Here is a 14,842-nt window from a genome sequence, read left to right as displayed (position 1 = left end):
GGCGCTGTCTCTCCCACAAAAGCCCAGCTTCAAATCGGCGTCAGCAGCGGCTCGCCGCGGAAATGCCGGCCGATATTGTCGAGAAACTGCGTCAGTGACTGTTCCAGGGCCTGGGGCGAATTGCCGCCCACATGCGGGGTAATGGTCAGGTTGTCGAGGTCGAGCAGCTCGGTGGGTGGCAGTGGTTCGCTTTCGTACACGTCCAGTGCCGCGGCGCGGATGCGCTTGTCGCGTAGCGCCGTGCCCAGCGCCGCGGTGTCCACCACGCTGCCGCGCGCCACGTTGACCAGATAACCCTGGGGCCCCAGGGCACCGAGTACCTTGGCGTTCACCAGGTGATGGGTCGCGGCGCCGCCGGGAATGGCGACCACCAGGCAGTCGCACCAGTGCGCCAGTTCCAGCACGCTGGCGAAGTAGCGGTGCGGGCTGCCCGCTTTCGGTGAGCGGCTGTGATAGCCCACCGGCATGTCGAAGGCCGCGGCACGGCGGGCCAGCTGTTGACCGATGGCGCCGAGGCCGAGGATGCCCAGGCGCTTGCCGCTGACCCCCTCGGTCATCGGCAGGGCATCGCGCCAGATGCCGGCGCGGCAGGCGTTGTCGAGGCGGCGCACATCGCGTATCGCTGCCAGTAGCAGCGCCATGGCATGGTCGGCGACGCACACGGCGTTGCTGCCGGCGCCGTTGCTCAGGGCGATGCCGCGCGCGCGGGCTGCGTCGATATCGACCTTCTCGTAACCGACTCCCAGGGTGCCAACGAAGCTCAGTTTTGGCAGGCGAGCGATTTCCTCGGCGGTAAGGCCAATGGTGCCTATGGTCAGCACCGCCTGCACGCTGTCGCCGTGCCTGGCGATGGCCGCTTCGCGTGCCGCAGCATTGGCTGCATGGGTCACCTGATACTGCTCGGCGATACGCGCCAGGCTGCTTTCGCTGAGCGGGTTGAGAATCAGCAGGTGCGGCTTCATAGGGGCTCCATGGCAGGTCGGCGGGGTGACGGTCATTCGATGACACGCAAGATGCTGCGCCCGCGGCTGATGTCCGCGAGCAGGCGCTGCAGCGCCGGGATATGCGGCTGTGGCACGGCCAGCTGCAGTTCGGCGCCCTCGGCGTCGAAGCTTTCCTGTTCCAGCACGGCGTCGAAATCGGCCAGGCGTGACTTGAGCAGGGCCAGTTCGGCGAAGCCGCAATGACAGGCGCAGGCGGTGCGCGGCACCTGCTCCTGGCGCTCGGCCTGCTGCAGGCATTTGTTGGCGCTGCCGCCGTAGGCACGCGCCAGGCCGCCGGTGCCGAGCTGGATGCCACCGTACCAGCGCGTCACCACCACGGCCACGCCGTCGAACCCCTGGGCGTCGATGGCGGCGAGGATCGGCCGGCCGGCGGTGCCGCCGGGCTCGCCGTCGTCGCTGAAACGGTACTGCTGGCCGATCTTCCAGGCCCAGCAGTTGTGCGTGGCGCCTGGGTCGCTGACCTCTTCGATAAAGGCCTGGGCATCCGCCGCGCTGGTGATGGCGCGAGCCTGGGCGAGAAAGCGGCTCTTGCGGATCTCCTCGCGGTAGTCGCAGGGGGCGAGTAGCAGGTAAGGCATCAGACGCTCGGCTTCAACCCACAGCCCTTGAGGATGATGCGCACCATGTTGTCGGCGGCGGCCTGGTAATCCGCCTTGGTCAGGCGCGAGCGAGCGCTGACCCGACAGATCTCCGCGGCGAAATCGGCGTGGTACTGGGTGCCGCTCCAGATCAGGAAGACCAGGTTCGCGGGGTCGACCGCATCCATCTTGCCGGCGGCGATCCAGCTTTCGAACACTGCCGCGCGCTCGCGAAACCAGCTCTGGTGATCCTTGCCGACATGCTGGGAAAGAAACGCACCGCCACTGATGACCTCCATGGCGAAGATCCGCGAGGCCTTGGGGTAGCGGCGCGAATACTCCATCTTGGCGCGGATGTAGCGCTCCAGGGCCTCGGCCGGGTCGTCGTCGACACGCAGGTTGTCGAAGGCGCTGTCCCACAGGGCGAGGATATTGTTCAGCACCGCCAGGTACAGGCCCTGCTTGCTGCTGAAGTAGTAATGCAGGTTGGCCTTGGGCAGCCCCACCGCCTGGGCGATAGCGTTCATGCTGGTGCCCTTGAAACCGTGGCGGGCGAACTCGTTCTCGGCGGCGGCGATGATCGCTTCTTCGTTCTTCTGCCGGATACGGCCGGTCGGTTTGCCGGAAGTGGCAGCGGGTGCGAGCGCGTCAGGGGACATCGAGGACTTCCGTGGTGGTTCAGAGGGCACAGCGGGTGAACAGATACTCCACCGTGGCGGGCGTGACAAGCGCTGGCCTTGGAAAATATCTGTCGCCCGGCCTTGACCGGGCCTAGCTGAACGCCTGCACGATGCGTTCGCGCTGCGCGGCATCCGGCAGGCGACCCTGGCCCGCCTTGAGGTTGTCGATCACATAGCGCGGGTTGGAGGTGGCCGGAATCACCGCCGTCACGGCCTCGTCGGCGAGGATGAACTTGAGCAGCAGCTGCGCCCAGGAGGTGGCGTCAATCTCGGTGGCCCACTCCGGCAGCGGCTTGCCCTTCACCCGGCTGAGTAACTGCGCGCGCTGAAACGGGCGGTTGATCAGCGTGGCGATGCCATTGTCGTGACAATAGGGCAGCAGGCGCTTCTCGGCGTTGCGCTCGCCCACCGAATAGTTGAATTGCACGAAGTCGACCTTTTCCTTGGCGAGCACCGCCAGCAGATCGTCGTGTGCCGACTCGATGTAATGGGTGATGCCGATGTAGCGCACCTTGCCCTGTTCGCGCAGCTCGCGGGCCAGGGCCAGCTGGGTGGTGGTGTCCTGCAGGTTGTGCACCTGCAGGAGATCCATCCTGTCGGCCTGCAACGCCTCGAGGCTGGCCTCGAACTGCGCCAGGCCGCGCTCACGGCCGGTGCTCGACAGCTTGGAGGCGAGAAACGCCTTGCCCTGGGTCCTGGTGCGCTTGAGCAGCTCGCCGGTCACCGCCTCGGCGCTGCCGTAGCTGGGCGCGGTGTCGATCAGCGTGCCGCCGCCATTGATGAAGGCGCGCATCACCTCGTCCAGGGGGTTCAGGCTGGCGTTGTCGAGGCTGGCATTGAAGGTCTGCGAGGTGCCCAGGCCAATCACCGGCAGGCTCTCGCCGCTCGACGGAATCTTGCGCTGCAGCACGGCAGCAGGGTTGGCGGCAAAGGCGAAACCAGGCAGCAGCTGACTGCCAGCCGCAAGGGTCATCAGGGCAGCGCTGCCCTGCAGGAAATGGCGACGGCTGGGCATGGCGTGCTCCGTTGCGAAAAGGGCTAAGCAGAAGAGACTAGTCGCCGAGTCCGGTGGATCGGCTACACGCCTGGCGTTACTTGTTACCTGGTGTGTCTTGAGAGCACTGCATGGTCGCTGGCGTTCCGTTTGTCCGCCTTGGGCAACAGCGTTCGCGCTGGCGCGGTCATCTATCAGGACAGCCACCGGCGAGGACGCTCTATGAGCAGCACCGCGAAGAAGACCCACCCCAAACTGTGGAACAAGGTGAAACAGCGCGTCACCAAGGGCGACAAGGGTGGTAAGCCCGGCCAGTGGTCGGCGCGCAAGGCGCAGCTGGCCGTACAGCTGTACCAGCAGGAGGGCGGCGGCTACCAAGGCGGCAAGCGCCAGGACAACGGCCTGCAGCAGTGGACCGAGCAAGACTGGGGCACCCAGTCCGGCAAGCCCTCCGGCGAAACCGGCGAACGCTACCTGCCCAGGAACGCCCGCGATGAACTGAGCGACAAGGAGTACGCGCGCAGCACCCGCAAGAAACGCGCGGACAGCCGCGCCGGGCGCCAGCACTCCAGGCAGCCAGAGGACGTCGCCGAGAAGGCCGCCAAGCACCGCACGCCGGCCCCGAGCGGGCTGACCAAGGCCGAACTGATGAAGCGCGCGGCGAGCAGGAGCATTCGCGGCCGCTCGCGGATGAAGAAGGAAGAGCTGGTTACCGCGCTGGAAAAGGAGGGCGGCAAATGAGCGAGTTGAGCGAGGCGCAGAAGAAAGCCATTCGCAGCGATTTCAAGGCCGCGGTGAACATGCCGCCGTCGCGCCTGCGCCGCTGGTTGCAGGCTGCCGACAGCAAGCGCGTGGGCATGACCAAGGGCGGGCGCAAGGTCGAGTCCGCCGGCGATGGCCAGTCGGTCGGCCATCAGATGGGCGAGCGCATTCTGGAGATCAAGGGTAAACGCGTGGCCGAGCTGGAAACCGACGACTACCAGGCGATGCGCAAGGTGATCGGCTACGTGCACCGCCATCTCAAGCAGCGCCCGGACGGTGAGGTGAAGGACAGCCGCTGGCGCCAGTCGCTGATGAACTGGGGCCACGACCCGCTCAAGGCCTGATGCGCCAACCGGGCTTGCAAGCGCGCGTCAGGCGCTGGTCGCCAATTCTTGCAGAAAGCTCTCCAGCACCAGATGCGGCCGGCGGCCCTTGCGAGTCACCGAAGCCAGGCTGATGTCGTAAAAGCGCGAGTCGGCCTTGAGCGCGCGCAGGCGGCCTTCCTTGATCCACGCCTCGGCATAGTGGTCCGGCAGGTAGCCGATATAGCGCCCGGTGAGGATCAGAAACGCCATGCCTTCGCGGTCCGAGGCGCTGGCCGTGCAATTGAGCACCCCATAATGGTTCTGGATCTCCGGCGGCAGGCGGAAGGTCGGGGCGATGGCGTCCTGGTTGTTGAGGCGTTCGTCCGCCAGCTCCTTGTCATCGACATAGAACAGCGGGTGGCCGACGGCGCAGTACAACCGCGAGCGTTCGTCGTACAGCGTCTGGTAATCCAGGCCGGAAAGCCCGCCGACCACCGGCACCACGCCCACATGTAGGCGCCCGTCGAGTACACCCTGCTCGACCTCGCTGGGCGGCGTCATGCGGATGTTCACCCGTACGTCCGGCCCGCGTTCCTTGAGGCGGGCGAGGGCGCCGGTGATGCGCATGTGCGGCACTGTCACCAGGTTGTCGGTCAGACCGATGTTCAGCTCTCCGCGCAGGTGCTGGTGCAGGCCGTTGACCTCGGTGCGAAAGCTCTCCAGCGCCGCCAGCAGCTGCTGGGTCGACTGGTACACCTCACGGCCTTCCTCGGTCAGCGCGAAGCCGGCGCGGCCACGTTGGCACAGGCGCAGGCCGAGGCGTTGCTCCAGGTCGCTCATCTGCTGGCTGATCGCCGAACGGCCGATGCCCAGCACGCTTTCCGCGGCAGAAAAGCCGCCGCATTCGACCACGCTGCGAAACAGCTTGAGCAGGCGGATATCGAAGTCGCTGACCTGGGCAAGGGGCTCGGGGCGTCGGGCGCTCATTGTTTAGTCACCAGTGAACTGAGGATTCGAAGAGTCAGGTTTGAGTGACTTTATGCCTGTGGCACCTTGGCCCGCAACCGATACGCTGTGTAAGGCACGTTGCCCGCAGCCCACCCACGAGGCCATTGCCATGAACATGCCGCAGACCGCCACGCCGCCCCTGGCCAGCCAACTCAAGCTGGACGCCCACTGGATGCCGTTTTCCGCCAACCGCAGCTTTCAGCGCGACCCGCGGATCATCGTCGCCGGCGAAGGCAGCTGGCTGACCGACGATTCCGGGCGCAAGGTCTACGACAGCCTGTCCGGGCTGTGGACCTGTGGCGCCGGCCATTGCCGCAAGGAGATTCAGGAGGCCGTGGCCAAGCAACTCGGCACCCTCGACTACTCGCCGGGCTTCCAGTACGCCCACCCGCTGTCGTTCAAGCTGGCCGAGCAGATGGCCGAGCTGATGCCGGGCGAGCTCAACCACGTGTTCTTCACCGGCTCGGGCTCCGAGTGCGCCGACACCGCGGTGAAGATGGCCAAGGCCTACTGGCGCCTCAAGGGCCAGGCCAGCAAGACCAAGTTCATCGGTCGCGCCCGCGGCTACCACGGCGTCAACATCGCCGGCACCAGCCTCGGCGGCATCGCCGGCAACCGCAAGATGTACGGCCAGCTGATGGACGTCGACCACCTGCCGCACACCCTGCAGCCGGGCATGGCCTTTACCAAGGGCGCCGCCGAGACCGGCGGCGTCGAGCTGGCCAACGAGCTGCTCAAACTGATCGAACTGCATGACGCCTCGAACATCGCCGCGGTGATCGTCGAGCCCATGTCCGGCTCGGCTGGCGTCATCGTGCCGCCGGCAGGCTACCTGCAGCGCCTGCGCGAGATCTGCACCCAGCACAATATCCTGCTGATCTTCGATGAAGTGATCACTGCCTTCGGGCGCATGGGCAAGTGGACCGGTGCCGAGTACTTCGGCGTCACGCCGGACATCGTCAACGTCGCCAAGCAGATCACCAACGGCGCCATCCCGCTGGGTGCGGTGATCGCCAGTCGCGAGATCTACCAGACCTTCATGGGCCAGCCGACGCCCGAGCACATGATCGAGTTCACCCACGGCTACACCTATTCCGCCCACCCGGTGGCCTGCGCCGCCGGCCTGGCTTCGCTGGAACTGCTCAAGCGCGAGAACCTGATTCAGCAGGCCGCGGAGCTGGCGCCCAAGTTCGAGAACGCCATCCATGGCCTGAAGGGTGCCAAGCACGTGGTCGACATCCGCAACTGCGGCCTGGCTGGCGCGATCCAGCTGGCGCCCCGTGACGGCGACCCGACCATCCGCCCGTACGAGGCCGGCATCGCTCTGTGGAAGGCCGGCTTCTACGTGCGCTTTGGCGGCGACGGCCTGCAGTTCGGGCCGATGTTCAACGCCAAGATCGAAGACCTCGACCGCGTGTTCAGCGCCGTCAGCGACGCACTGCAGGGCGTCGCCTGATGGCCGGCCGGCAGCAGGCAGTGGCCACCGTGCAGGTGGACAACGACGAGGTGATCGTCACCGAGTGGCGCTTCGCACCCGGCGCCGAAACCGGCCGCCACCGCCATGGCCACGATTACGTGGTGGTGCCGATGACCGACGGCACCCTGCTGCTGGAAACCCCGGACGGCGACAAGCACGCAACGCTGATCGCCGGCCAGAGCTACTTCCGCAAGGCCGGCGTCGAGCACAACGTGGTCAATGCCATCGACCACGAAGTGGTCTTCGTCGAAACCGAACTCATGTGACAACCCCATTTCCGGCGGCAGCGGCGCATGTCGCTGCTACCCAAGCGAACAATATTCGGAGGACCCAATGACCACCATCCAGCACCTGATCCACGGCCAACTCGCCGACGGCCAGGGCGGCCGCAGCGCCGACGTGTTCAACCCGGCCACTGGCGAGGCGATTCGCCGTGTCGCCCTGGCCGATGTGGCCACCGTGCAGCAGGCAATCGACTCGGCCAAACAGGCCTTCCCGGCCTGGCGCAACACGCCGCCGGCCAAGCGTGCCCAAGTGATGTTCCGCTTCAAGCAACTGCTCGAGCAGCACGAAGACACCATCGCCAAGCTGATTGCCGAAGAGCACGGCAAGACCCTCGAAGACGCTGCCGGCGAGCTCAAGCGCGGTATCGAGAACGTCGAATACGCCTGCTCGGCGCCGGAAATCCTCAAGGGTGAATACACCCGCAACGTCGGCCCCAACATCGACGCCTGGAGCGACTTCCAGCCGGTCGGCGTGGTCGCCGGCATCACCCCGTTCAACTTCCCGGCCATGGTGCCGCTGTGGATGTACCCGTTGGCCATCGTCTGCGGCAACTGCTTCATCCTCAAGCCGTCCGAGCGTGACCCTAGCTCCACCCTGTACATCGCCCAGCTGCTCCACGAAGCCGGCCTGCCCGCCGGTGTGCTCAACGTGGTGCATGGCGACAAGACCGCCGTGGATGCGCTGATCCAGGCGCCGGAGGTCAAGGCCCTGAGCTTTGTCGGCTCCACACCGATCGCCGAATACATCTACGCCGAAGGCAGCAAGCACGGCAAGCGCGTGCAGGCCCTGGGCGGCGCCAAGAACCACGCGGTGCTGATGCCCGACGCCGACCTCGACAACGCCGTCAGCGCGCTGATGGGCGCTGCCTACGGCTCCTGCGGCGAGCGCTGCATGGCCATCTCGGTGGCCGTGTGCGTGGGCGACCAGATCGCCGACGCCCTGGTCGAGCGTATCGTCCCGCAGATCAAGGCCCTGAAGATCGGCGCCGGCACCCAGTGCGGCCTGGACATGGGCCCGCTGGTCACCGCGGCGGCGAAGGACAAGGTCACCGGCTATATCGATGCCGGTGTGGCCGCTGGCGCCCAGCTGGTGGTCGACGGTCGCGGCCTTAGCGTGTCCGGCAATGAAAGCGGCTTCTTCCTCGGCGGCAGCCTGTTCGACCGGGTGACGGCGGACATGAGCATCTACACCGACGAGATCTTCGGCCCGGTGCTGTGCATCGTTCGTGTGGACAGCCTGGAAACCGCCATGAAGCTGATCAACGACCACGAGTACGGCAACGGCACCTGCATCTTCACCCGTGATGGCGAAGCGGCGCGGCTGTTCTGCGACGAGATCGAAGTGGGCATGGTCGGCGTCAACGTGCCGTTGCCGGTGCCGGTGGCCTACCACAGCTTCGGCGGCTGGAAGCGCTCGCTGTTCGGCGACTTGCACGCCTACGGCCCGGACGGCGTGCGCTTCTACACCCGCCGCAAGTCGATCACCCAGCGCTGGCCGCAGCGCAAGACCCACGAGGCGGCGCAGTTTGCGTTTCCCAGCAATAGCTGAGGTGGGGTGAGGGAGCGAAAAGGCCGATCAGTTGATCGGCCTTTTTATTGGTGCCCAGAAACCGGGATCGCCCACCCGTACTTTGTGGGTGCGGAGAATTGTGGGAGCGGGAATTGTGAGCGCCCCAACTGTGGGATTGCCAGTTGTGGGAATGCCAACTGTGGGAGCGGGCCATGCCCGCGAATCGATATCGGTAGCGGCGCATGATTTGCAGCCAGATATCGCTCTCCGACGCCGCCTCTCTATCGCCCCGCAAACCGGTTTCGCCCTTACGGCGAGTTCCTTTTGGCAAACGCCCCAAAAGGAACCAAAAGTCTGTGCCCCTGCATCCGGGTCTCGCTACGCTCGACTTCCCTCACTCCATCATTGCTCCGAGGGTCCGCCGCGAAGGGCCATCCCTGGCCCATCGCGACTCTCGCGGCATCCATGCCGCTCAACCCTCTACACAACGATTCCGTTCGGCCTCCTGAAGGGGCGATTGGCGTATCGCGTTGAGCCGAACGGCGGACAAGCTTCGCGTTGTTTACCCTACTTGTGACTCGGAGTCTCCGATATTAATTCGTGCTGTCGCTGCACATGTTCATGAATATGTGCATAACTTCCACATGACTTCCATTTCGATTGTGAATTGCCAGTCCTGTCCTTATTTCTGCAGGGCACGACCAATCGGAACTACTATCCATATATGACTCTATTCGATGCTGAGTTGTGAAGTCAGGCTTGTTGTTAAGGTCTTTCATATAAGATATGTAATTTTTCCAACCATTTTGGAAATTTGATATGAATGAAAAGATTATAATGAAATTTCGCTGGAGTCCTGATGTGTCATAGTCGTCGAGTAATTTGTTTAAATGTTTTGATATGACTTGGTTTTTTGGTCCGCATGAATCTATCTTTAGTGATTCAATAATCGCTTCAGGAGCTCCTGATTCGCTATCCCGGATCATAATGTCTATCTCACCTGGATTGATTCCTCCAGAAGAACGACCACTTCTTGTTTGATCTGCTACATAAAAACCTTGTCCTCTTAGAAACTCACTAAAATCATCGTTATAGATATCCTCAAGTTCTTTCTTGAATTTTTTTTCAAGCATTTTCTTTGCTTTCTTTACTAAGCATCTTGATAATTCTTGAATGTCAAATCTTCGGGGGGGCAAAGCGTTTATGTGCTCCAATGCCTCGTTTGCACTTAGCAGGTTTATTCTTGAATTTCTAATTTCTACGTTATGCTCGGCATAATCGTCACGATCTATTGTCGCCAAATAACGTTCTGCACTGAATTCTTTGGTTAAAGCAATCATCGCTTTTTGATCGCTGAGCGAGCTAAAGTTTGTGCTCATGTTTATTGGATAGTAGGAACCTCTGCCAGTGAACTCGATCTGCTCAATCCAAAATCCAAAAAGCCCATTGGGATCTTTAGATTTCTTGTACCTGTCGAGTATTTGCATTTCACTATCTAGTAGAATTTTATGATCGTTTGTCTGCAGAAATATAAGTAAGAAGTCAAAAAATTTTTTCCGCTCTACCAAACAGTGCTCGAATAGTTCGGGGCAGATAGCATATTTAGTCATTTTTTTGATTCTTCATGAACTCTATTGTGTCTTCAATCTCCGTTTCGGTGAAGTCTTTTGGCCATTCGAATGCGCCTTTTTCCTCTACTTCAATTTTTCGAATTGCACCCTTCTTTCCTTGAGATTTACCACTAACAAAATATATTGCAACATCTTTGGCCGGGATTGATCCCTCAGATATTCTTCGTCTTAGTCGCTTAAGCAAAGCTTCGCTATGCGTTTCGATTAAGAGTACTTTTTCTGACTGCTTTACTATGTCGATAAATAGGTCTGCCAGCTCCGCTTGCATTTTGGGATGTAGGTGGATTTCAGGTTGTTCAATGATGGTTATAGACGAGGGTTTGGACAAAAAGCCCTGAACTATTACTGGTAGCACTTGTGAAATTCCAAAGCCCACGTCCGTTAGATCGAGGTGTAGGTCATTCTGATTGATCTTGATCGAATGGATGATGTCTTTTAATGCTTCAACGTCAACGGCGAGGTTGAAAGTGTTCAGCCATGTATTTACATTCCTCTTGATTTCCGGGTTTCGCTTTAACGCGTCTGCAAGCGAGTCGCCCTCTTTTGTGTTAAGTGATTCGCGAGTATATGATTGGTCAATCATATAATAGCGCTGAGGAAATCCTCTTAGTGGGCTTACGTGATTAATTAGCCCTGTTCTAAATTTTGCTTCAATGGCTCTGTTTGTTATGTTGAATATTTCTTCAATCATCGATTTGGGGGACGCGATTAAGTTCATGCCTAGAAAGCTAGTGCGTTTGCTATCTACTGGTCCTGTAATCTCAAAGCCATCAATTTTCTTTGATCTGCCGAAAGTCACCCTGTTTTTTTCAATAATACTTTTTTCAAAAAGATCGCTTTCTAAATCGTGAGCTTTATAACCATTGTTGCGCCGATTTGAATATGAGATCAAGATGGCGTTGTTGCTATATACAGTAACTTCTTTAACGTGAATAGCTTCGGTTTTCTCGTCCAAGAAAAAATGGTAGCCAACACCCGTGATTGGAGTTGTGTTATTAGAGTTTGCACACATGTCGATAAGGTCTGAAAGCTCTGATATATCTTCTTTCTTTAAAAAGCTCTGAAGCTTATGCTGTTTTTTTAACTTTCCTTTTGCCTCAATTTTTATTGATTTTTCGTATTCATTTTTAAGCTCTGAAAATATATCTCTTAAAGCTTTGGTGTCCCCCTTTGAGTCTTCGCATCGACTCATTATTTCTGGGAACATTTTTTCTGATGTTCCGAAATGGTCAGAAACAAAAGCATACTCTTGTAGTGCGCTTGTTATTCTTTGTTTCTCTGAGTAGTCAATTTGTGTGATGTCAAATTTTACGCATAGCTCGTTATTTTTTTTATGGTCTCGTAAGATGTTGACTCCCTCTCCGAGAGATACATATTTACTGTTTAGTTTGAATGCGCCGGCATAATCGTCGCCAGATTGGAAGCTTTGTGCAAATAGTAAGATAAGTTGTAATATGCTGCTTTTTCCCGTACTGTTTGCGCCTAGTATTATGGTTATAGGTCTTAGGTCTAATGCTCCCGTTTCAAATGCTTTATAGTTTTCAAAACTAATGTGGTTGATCATGTTTAACTCGTAATTTATGACTTGGCAGTCAGTGGTTAATTTTGATTTGGTTTGAGGTGGCGGTAGGCCGTTTGCCTATCTTTAGAAATTTGAAAGATATTGCTAATCGTTCGGCGTTATAACTATTCGCTGGGGATATAGCTGAAGTTCTAACAGGAGGTCTCTTTAGAAAAGAAGCCTTCGGAAAAAGCGATAGGCCGCTTTCAGAATCGATCTGAACGGCGAGGTGTTTTTGGCGGCTGGAGGGAGCGTTCTTGCTGGCCATGGTTCTTCCTTGAGAGGCGATGGCCGACCTTACTGCGAAATACTGGCGGTGCGCCACTAGGTGTGTATGGCTTTTAGTCGCATGGGCGAGGTGGCTGCATAGGGTGAGAAGCTATTTGCAGCAAAACACGCAACAAACCATTGCGCGTTAGGCCGTATTTCGAACCTATCTGCCTCTCTATGATGGCTCGCACTTTCCCTTGCGAGGCCATGCCATGAACGCTTTACGTCTGCTACGCCCTTTGTTGTTAGGCAGTGCCGTGCTGGCCATGGCCGGCCAGGTGCTGGCGGCTGAGCCGCTCAAGCTGGAGGTGTATAACCCCGGTGCGAAATCGATTTTCCCGGTATCGGCGCAGATCGTCTCCGGGCCTACCGAGGCGGTGCTGATCGATGCGCAGTTCCAGCGTGACGATGCCCAGGCGCTGGTCGAGAAGGTGCGCGCGACCGGCAAGAAGCTGACCACCGTGTATATCAGCCATAGCGACCCGGACTATTACTTCGGGCTGGATGTGATTCACCGCGCTTTCCCGGATGCGAAGATCGTTGCCACTGCCGAAACGGTGGCTGCCATCGAGGCGAGCAAGGACGGCAAGTTGGCGCACTGGGGGCCGATCATGGAAGGCAATGCACCCGAGGCGCTGGTGGTGCCCGAGGTGCTGAAGGCGCCGACGCTGACCGTGGATGGGCAGGTGCTGGAGATTCGCGGGCCGGAGCCGGCGCGTACTTTCGTGTGGATTCCATCGCTGAAGACGGTGGTCGGCGGCATCCCGGTGTCGGCCAATATCCATGTGTGGATGGCCGATACCCAGACCGTGCAATCGCGCCGCGACTGGTTGGCGACCCTGGCGGCCATCGACGCGTTGAACCCGAGCCGCGTGGTGCCCGGGCATTACCTGCCCAACGCCGATGGCAGCCTGCCGGATTCGCCGCAGACCGTCGCCGCGACCCGCGAGTACCTGCAGGCCTTCGAGCAGGAAGCCGGCAAGGCCAGGGATTCCAAGCAGCTGATCGCCGCCATGGGCAAGCGTTACCCGGACCTGGCCGATGAGGCGTCCCTGGAGTTGAGTGCCCAGGTGATCAAGGGCGAGGTGAAGTGGCCGCAATAAGCCACCGCTGAGCCGGAACGACAACGCCCTGCCCGGCAACGGTGCGGGGCGTTTTTACATTGTTACCGGTTACAACGCCCAGTAGAGGCTTAGCAAGCATCACAACCGCTCTGGAATCAACTTCTGGTCCCCTCTGCAGGCCCTCCGACAGGCAGCTGCGAAACGTGTACTTATCAACCCGGTGTTTCGGATTGTTGCACCAGCTTGGACGACGCCTTGCCCGGCGACGGTGCGCATCTAGCGGCGGTTGGTGGTGAACGTGGCGCCTTTTCAATCGAAAGTGACGCATCGCCCCTAGACACTTGAGGTTACATCGGCATCTACCGCGACTTTCGTCTAGAAGTTTCAAACGGTTGTGCGAATGGCATAGCGCTTGCTCCAGCAGGCGGGCCAATCCAAATACTCCTCAGGAGCACGTCCATGCCTCACACGTCTTTCAAGAAAGGTTTCCTGGCGCTTGCGATCACTGGTGCTTTGGGCTTCTCCCCGTTCTCCCATGCCGACATCATCATCGGCGTCGGTGCACCGATGACCGGCGGCAACGCGGCCTTTGGCGATCAGTTCTGGCGCGGCGCGCAGCAAGCCGCCGATGACATCAACGCGGCGGGTGGGGTGAACGGCGAGAAGATCAAGCTGGTCAAGGGCGACGATGCCTGCGAGCCCAAACAGGCCGTGGCGGTGGCCAACCGCCTGGTGGACTCGGACAAGGTGGTGGCAGTGGTCGGCCACTTCTGCTCGTCGTCGACCATGCCGGCGTCCGAGGTGTATGACGAGGCGGGCATCCTGGCTATTACCCCGGGGTCGACCAACCCCCAGGTCACCGAGCGCGGCCTGACCGCGATGTTCCGCATGTGCGGCCGTGACGACCAGCAGGGCATCGTCGCCGGCGACTATATCGTCGATACCCTCAAGGCCAGCAAGGTTGCGGTGATCCATGACAAGGACACCTATGGCCAGGGCCTGGCCGACGCCACCCGTGCGCAGCTCAACAAGCGCGGCGTGAAAGAGGTGATGTACGAGGGCCTGACCCGTGGCGAGAAGGACTTCAACGCCCTGGTCACCAAGATCCGCGCCAGCGGCGCCGAGGTGGTCTACTTCGGCGGGCTGCACTCGGAGGCCGGGCCGCTGGTGCGGCAGTTGCGCGAGCAGGGCGTGAACGCCAAGTTCCTTTCCGGCGATGGCATCGTCACCGACGAATTGGTCGCTACGGCCGGCGGTGCGCAATACGTCGATGGCGTACTGATGACCTTTGGCGCCGACCCGCGCCTGATCCCGGATGGCAAGGCGGTGATCGAGAAATTCCGCGCCAATGGCTACGAGCCCGAGGGCTACACCCTGTACTCCTACGCCTCGCTGCAGGTGGTCGCCGCCGCGTTCGCCGGGACCCGGGGCACCGACGGCGCCGAAGCCGCCGCCTGGCTGAAGGCCAACCCGGTGCAGACGGTGATGGGCAAGAAGGAGTTCGACGAGAAGGGCGACCTGAAGGTCTCCGACTACGTGATGTACCAGTGGGGCGCTGACGGCAAGTACAAGCAGCTCTAAGAGCAGGGTTTTCAAAGGGGCAGGGCGCGCCTGGGAGTGGCTTTAGCCACGAGTGGTTAAGAGCTCGGGGCTAAAGCGGATCGCCGCCCGACCCCTCCTACAAGTGATTGCTTCATCTCCATGGCCCTGCAGC

Annotated in this window: 14 protein-coding genes; 7 read left to right on the top strand and 7 right to left on the bottom strand. The window is 60.1% G+C overall.

Annotation, left to right across the window (positions count from 1 at the left end; genetic code table 11):
• Positions 1-29: 29 nt before the first annotated feature.
• From BM154_RS22040 to BM154_RS22025, 4 genes are all read right to left on the bottom strand, one after another.
• Positions 30-962: a 2-hydroxyacid dehydrogenase gene (locus tag BM154_RS22040; RefSeq protein WP_074889580.1), complete on the bottom strand. Its 933-nt coding sequence runs from the start codon at positions 960-962 to the stop codon at positions 30-32.
• A 32-nt stretch (positions 963-994) separates the two neighbouring features.
• On the bottom strand, positions 995-1,582 hold the full coding sequence (locus BM154_RS22035) for an IMPACT family protein (RefSeq protein ID WP_074889577.1): 588 nt from the start codon (positions 1,580-1,582) through the stop codon (positions 995-997).
• Positions 1,582-2,241, bottom strand: a complete 660-nt coding sequence (locus BM154_RS22030) for a TetR/AcrR family transcriptional regulator (protein ID WP_074889575.1) — start codon at positions 2,239-2,241, stop codon at positions 1,582-1,584. The genes BM154_RS22035 and BM154_RS22030 overlap by 1 nt, the downstream gene beginning before the upstream one ends.
• A 112-nt stretch (positions 2,242-2,353) precedes the next feature.
• Positions 2,354-3,277 carry an aldo/keto reductase gene (locus BM154_RS22025; RefSeq protein ID WP_074889572.1) on the bottom strand — a complete coding sequence of 308 codons (924 nt, stop codon included), beginning with the start codon at positions 3,275-3,277 and terminating at the stop codon, positions 2,354-2,356.
• Positions 3,278-3,478: 201 nt separating this feature from the next.
• Between BM154_RS22025 and BM154_RS22020 the strand changes: the two genes are divergently transcribed.
• Complete coding sequence (locus BM154_RS22020; RefSeq protein ID WP_074889570.1) at positions 3,479-3,997, top strand: hypothetical protein; 519 nt, start codon at positions 3,479-3,481, stop codon at positions 3,995-3,997.
• Positions 3,994-4,362, top strand: coding sequence for a DUF3140 domain-containing protein (locus BM154_RS22015; protein WP_074889567.1), 369 nt, complete (start codon positions 3,994-3,996; stop codon positions 4,360-4,362). Before BM154_RS22020 ends, BM154_RS22015 begins: the two co-directional genes overlap by 4 nt.
• Positions 4,363-4,389: 27 nt before the next feature.
• On the opposite strand, the gene BM154_RS22010 is transcribed toward BM154_RS22015, so the two are convergent.
• Positions 4,390-5,310, bottom strand: a complete 921-nt coding sequence (locus BM154_RS22010; RefSeq protein WP_074889564.1) for a LysR family transcriptional regulator — start codon at positions 5,308-5,310, stop codon at positions 4,390-4,392.
• Between the two features lie 130 nt (positions 5,311-5,440).
• Between BM154_RS22010 and aptA the strand changes: the two genes are divergently transcribed.
• From aptA to BM154_RS21995, 3 genes are all read left to right on the top strand, one after another.
• Entirely contained in the window at positions 5,441-6,787 is a 1,347-nt protein-coding gene (aptA, locus tag BM154_RS22005) for an omega-aminotransferase AptA (RefSeq protein WP_074889562.1), read from the top strand.
• A complete protein-coding gene (locus tag BM154_RS22000) occupies positions 6,787-7,074 on the top strand; it encodes a cupin domain-containing protein (RefSeq protein WP_074889558.1) in 288 nt (95 codons plus the stop codon). The genes aptA and BM154_RS22000 overlap by 1 nt, the downstream gene beginning before the upstream one ends.
• A 67-nt stretch (positions 7,075-7,141) precedes the next feature.
• The gene (locus tag BM154_RS21995) at positions 7,142-8,641 is read left to right on the top strand and encodes a CoA-acylating methylmalonate-semialdehyde dehydrogenase (protein ID WP_074889554.1); all 1,500 of its coding nucleotides are present in this window, start codon (positions 7,142-7,144) and stop codon (positions 8,639-8,641) included.
• Between the two features lie 554 nt (positions 8,642-9,195).
• On the opposite strand, the gene BM154_RS24050 is transcribed toward BM154_RS21995, so the two are convergent.
• On the bottom strand, positions 9,196-10,212 hold the full coding sequence (locus BM154_RS24050; RefSeq protein ID WP_139225506.1) for a hypothetical protein: 1,017 nt from the start codon (positions 10,210-10,212) through the stop codon (positions 9,196-9,198).
• On the bottom strand, positions 10,205-11,797 hold the full coding sequence (locus BM154_RS21990) for an AAA family ATPase (protein ID WP_074889550.1): 1,593 nt from the start codon (positions 11,795-11,797) through the stop codon (positions 10,205-10,207). The genes BM154_RS24050 and BM154_RS21990 overlap by 8 nt, the downstream gene beginning before the upstream one ends.
• Positions 11,798-12,276: 479 nt before the next feature.
• Here BM154_RS21990 and BM154_RS21985 point away from each other — a divergent pair, with 479 nt between their 5' ends.
• Together BM154_RS21985 and BM154_RS21980 are read left to right on the top strand one after the other, a co-directional pair.
• Positions 12,277-13,167: an MBL fold metallo-hydrolase gene (locus BM154_RS21985; RefSeq protein ID WP_074889549.1), complete on the top strand. Its 891-nt coding sequence runs from the start codon at positions 12,277-12,279 to the stop codon at positions 13,165-13,167.
• Between the two features lie 420 nt (positions 13,168-13,587).
• Entirely contained in the window at positions 13,588-14,709 is a 1,122-nt protein-coding gene (locus tag BM154_RS21980; protein WP_074889546.1) for a branched-chain amino acid ABC transporter substrate-binding protein, read from the top strand.
• The last annotated feature ends 133 nt before the right edge of the window (positions 14,710-14,842 follow it).

Source organism: Phytopseudomonas argentinensis (genome assembly GCF_900113905.1).
In the GTDB taxonomy this organism is placed as follows: domain Bacteria; phylum Pseudomonadota; class Gammaproteobacteria; order Pseudomonadales; family Pseudomonadaceae; genus Aquipseudomonas; species Aquipseudomonas argentinensis.
The sequence above is the reverse complement of the archived record's forward strand: the minus strand, read 5'-3'. Positions and strand labels throughout refer to the sequence as shown.

Bases quoted from the DNA above. Each gene is read 5' to 3' on its own strand.
- BM154_RS22040 (WP_074889580.1), bottom strand. From the start codon at position 962: ATGAAGCCGCACCTGCTGATTCTCAACCCGCTCAGCGAAAGCAGCCTG.
- BM154_RS22015 (WP_074889567.1), top strand. From the start codon at position 3,994: ATGAGCGAGTTGAGCGAGGCGCAGAAGAAAGCCATTCGCAGCGATTTC.
- aptA (WP_074889562.1), top strand. From the start codon at position 5,441: ATGAACATGCCGCAGACCGCCACGCCGCCCCTGGCCAGCCAACTCAAG.
- BM154_RS21985 (WP_074889549.1), top strand. From the start codon at position 12,277: ATGAACGCTTTACGTCTGCTACGCCCTTTGTTGTTAGGCAGTGCCGTG.
- BM154_RS22025 (WP_074889572.1), bottom strand. From the start codon at position 3,277: ATGCCCAGCCGTCGCCATTTCCTGCAGGGCAGCGCTGCCCTGATGACC.
- BM154_RS24050 (WP_139225506.1), bottom strand. From the start codon at position 10,212: ATGACTAAATATGCTATCTGCCCCGAACTATTCGAGCACTGTTTGGTA.
- BM154_RS22035 (WP_074889577.1), bottom strand. From the start codon at position 1,582: ATGCCTTACCTGCTACTCGCCCCCTGCGACTACCGCGAGGAGATCCGC.
- BM154_RS22010 (WP_074889564.1), bottom strand. From the start codon at position 5,310: ATGAGCGCCCGACGCCCCGAGCCCCTTGCCCAGGTCAGCGACTTCGAT.
- BM154_RS22000 (WP_074889558.1), top strand. From the start codon at position 6,787: ATGGCCGGCCGGCAGCAGGCAGTGGCCACCGTGCAGGTGGACAACGAC.
- BM154_RS22030 (WP_074889575.1), bottom strand. From the start codon at position 2,241: ATGTCCCCTGACGCGCTCGCACCCGCTGCCACTTCCGGCAAACCGACC.
- BM154_RS21980 (WP_074889546.1), top strand. From the start codon at position 13,588: ATGCCTCACACGTCTTTCAAGAAAGGTTTCCTGGCGCTTGCGATCACT.
- BM154_RS21995 (WP_074889554.1), top strand. From the start codon at position 7,142: ATGACCACCATCCAGCACCTGATCCACGGCCAACTCGCCGACGGCCAG.
- BM154_RS21990 (WP_074889550.1), bottom strand. From the start codon at position 11,797: ATGATCAACCACATTAGTTTTGAAAACTATAAAGCATTTGAAACGGGA.
- BM154_RS22020 (WP_074889570.1), top strand. From the start codon at position 3,479: ATGAGCAGCACCGCGAAGAAGACCCACCCCAAACTGTGGAACAAGGTG.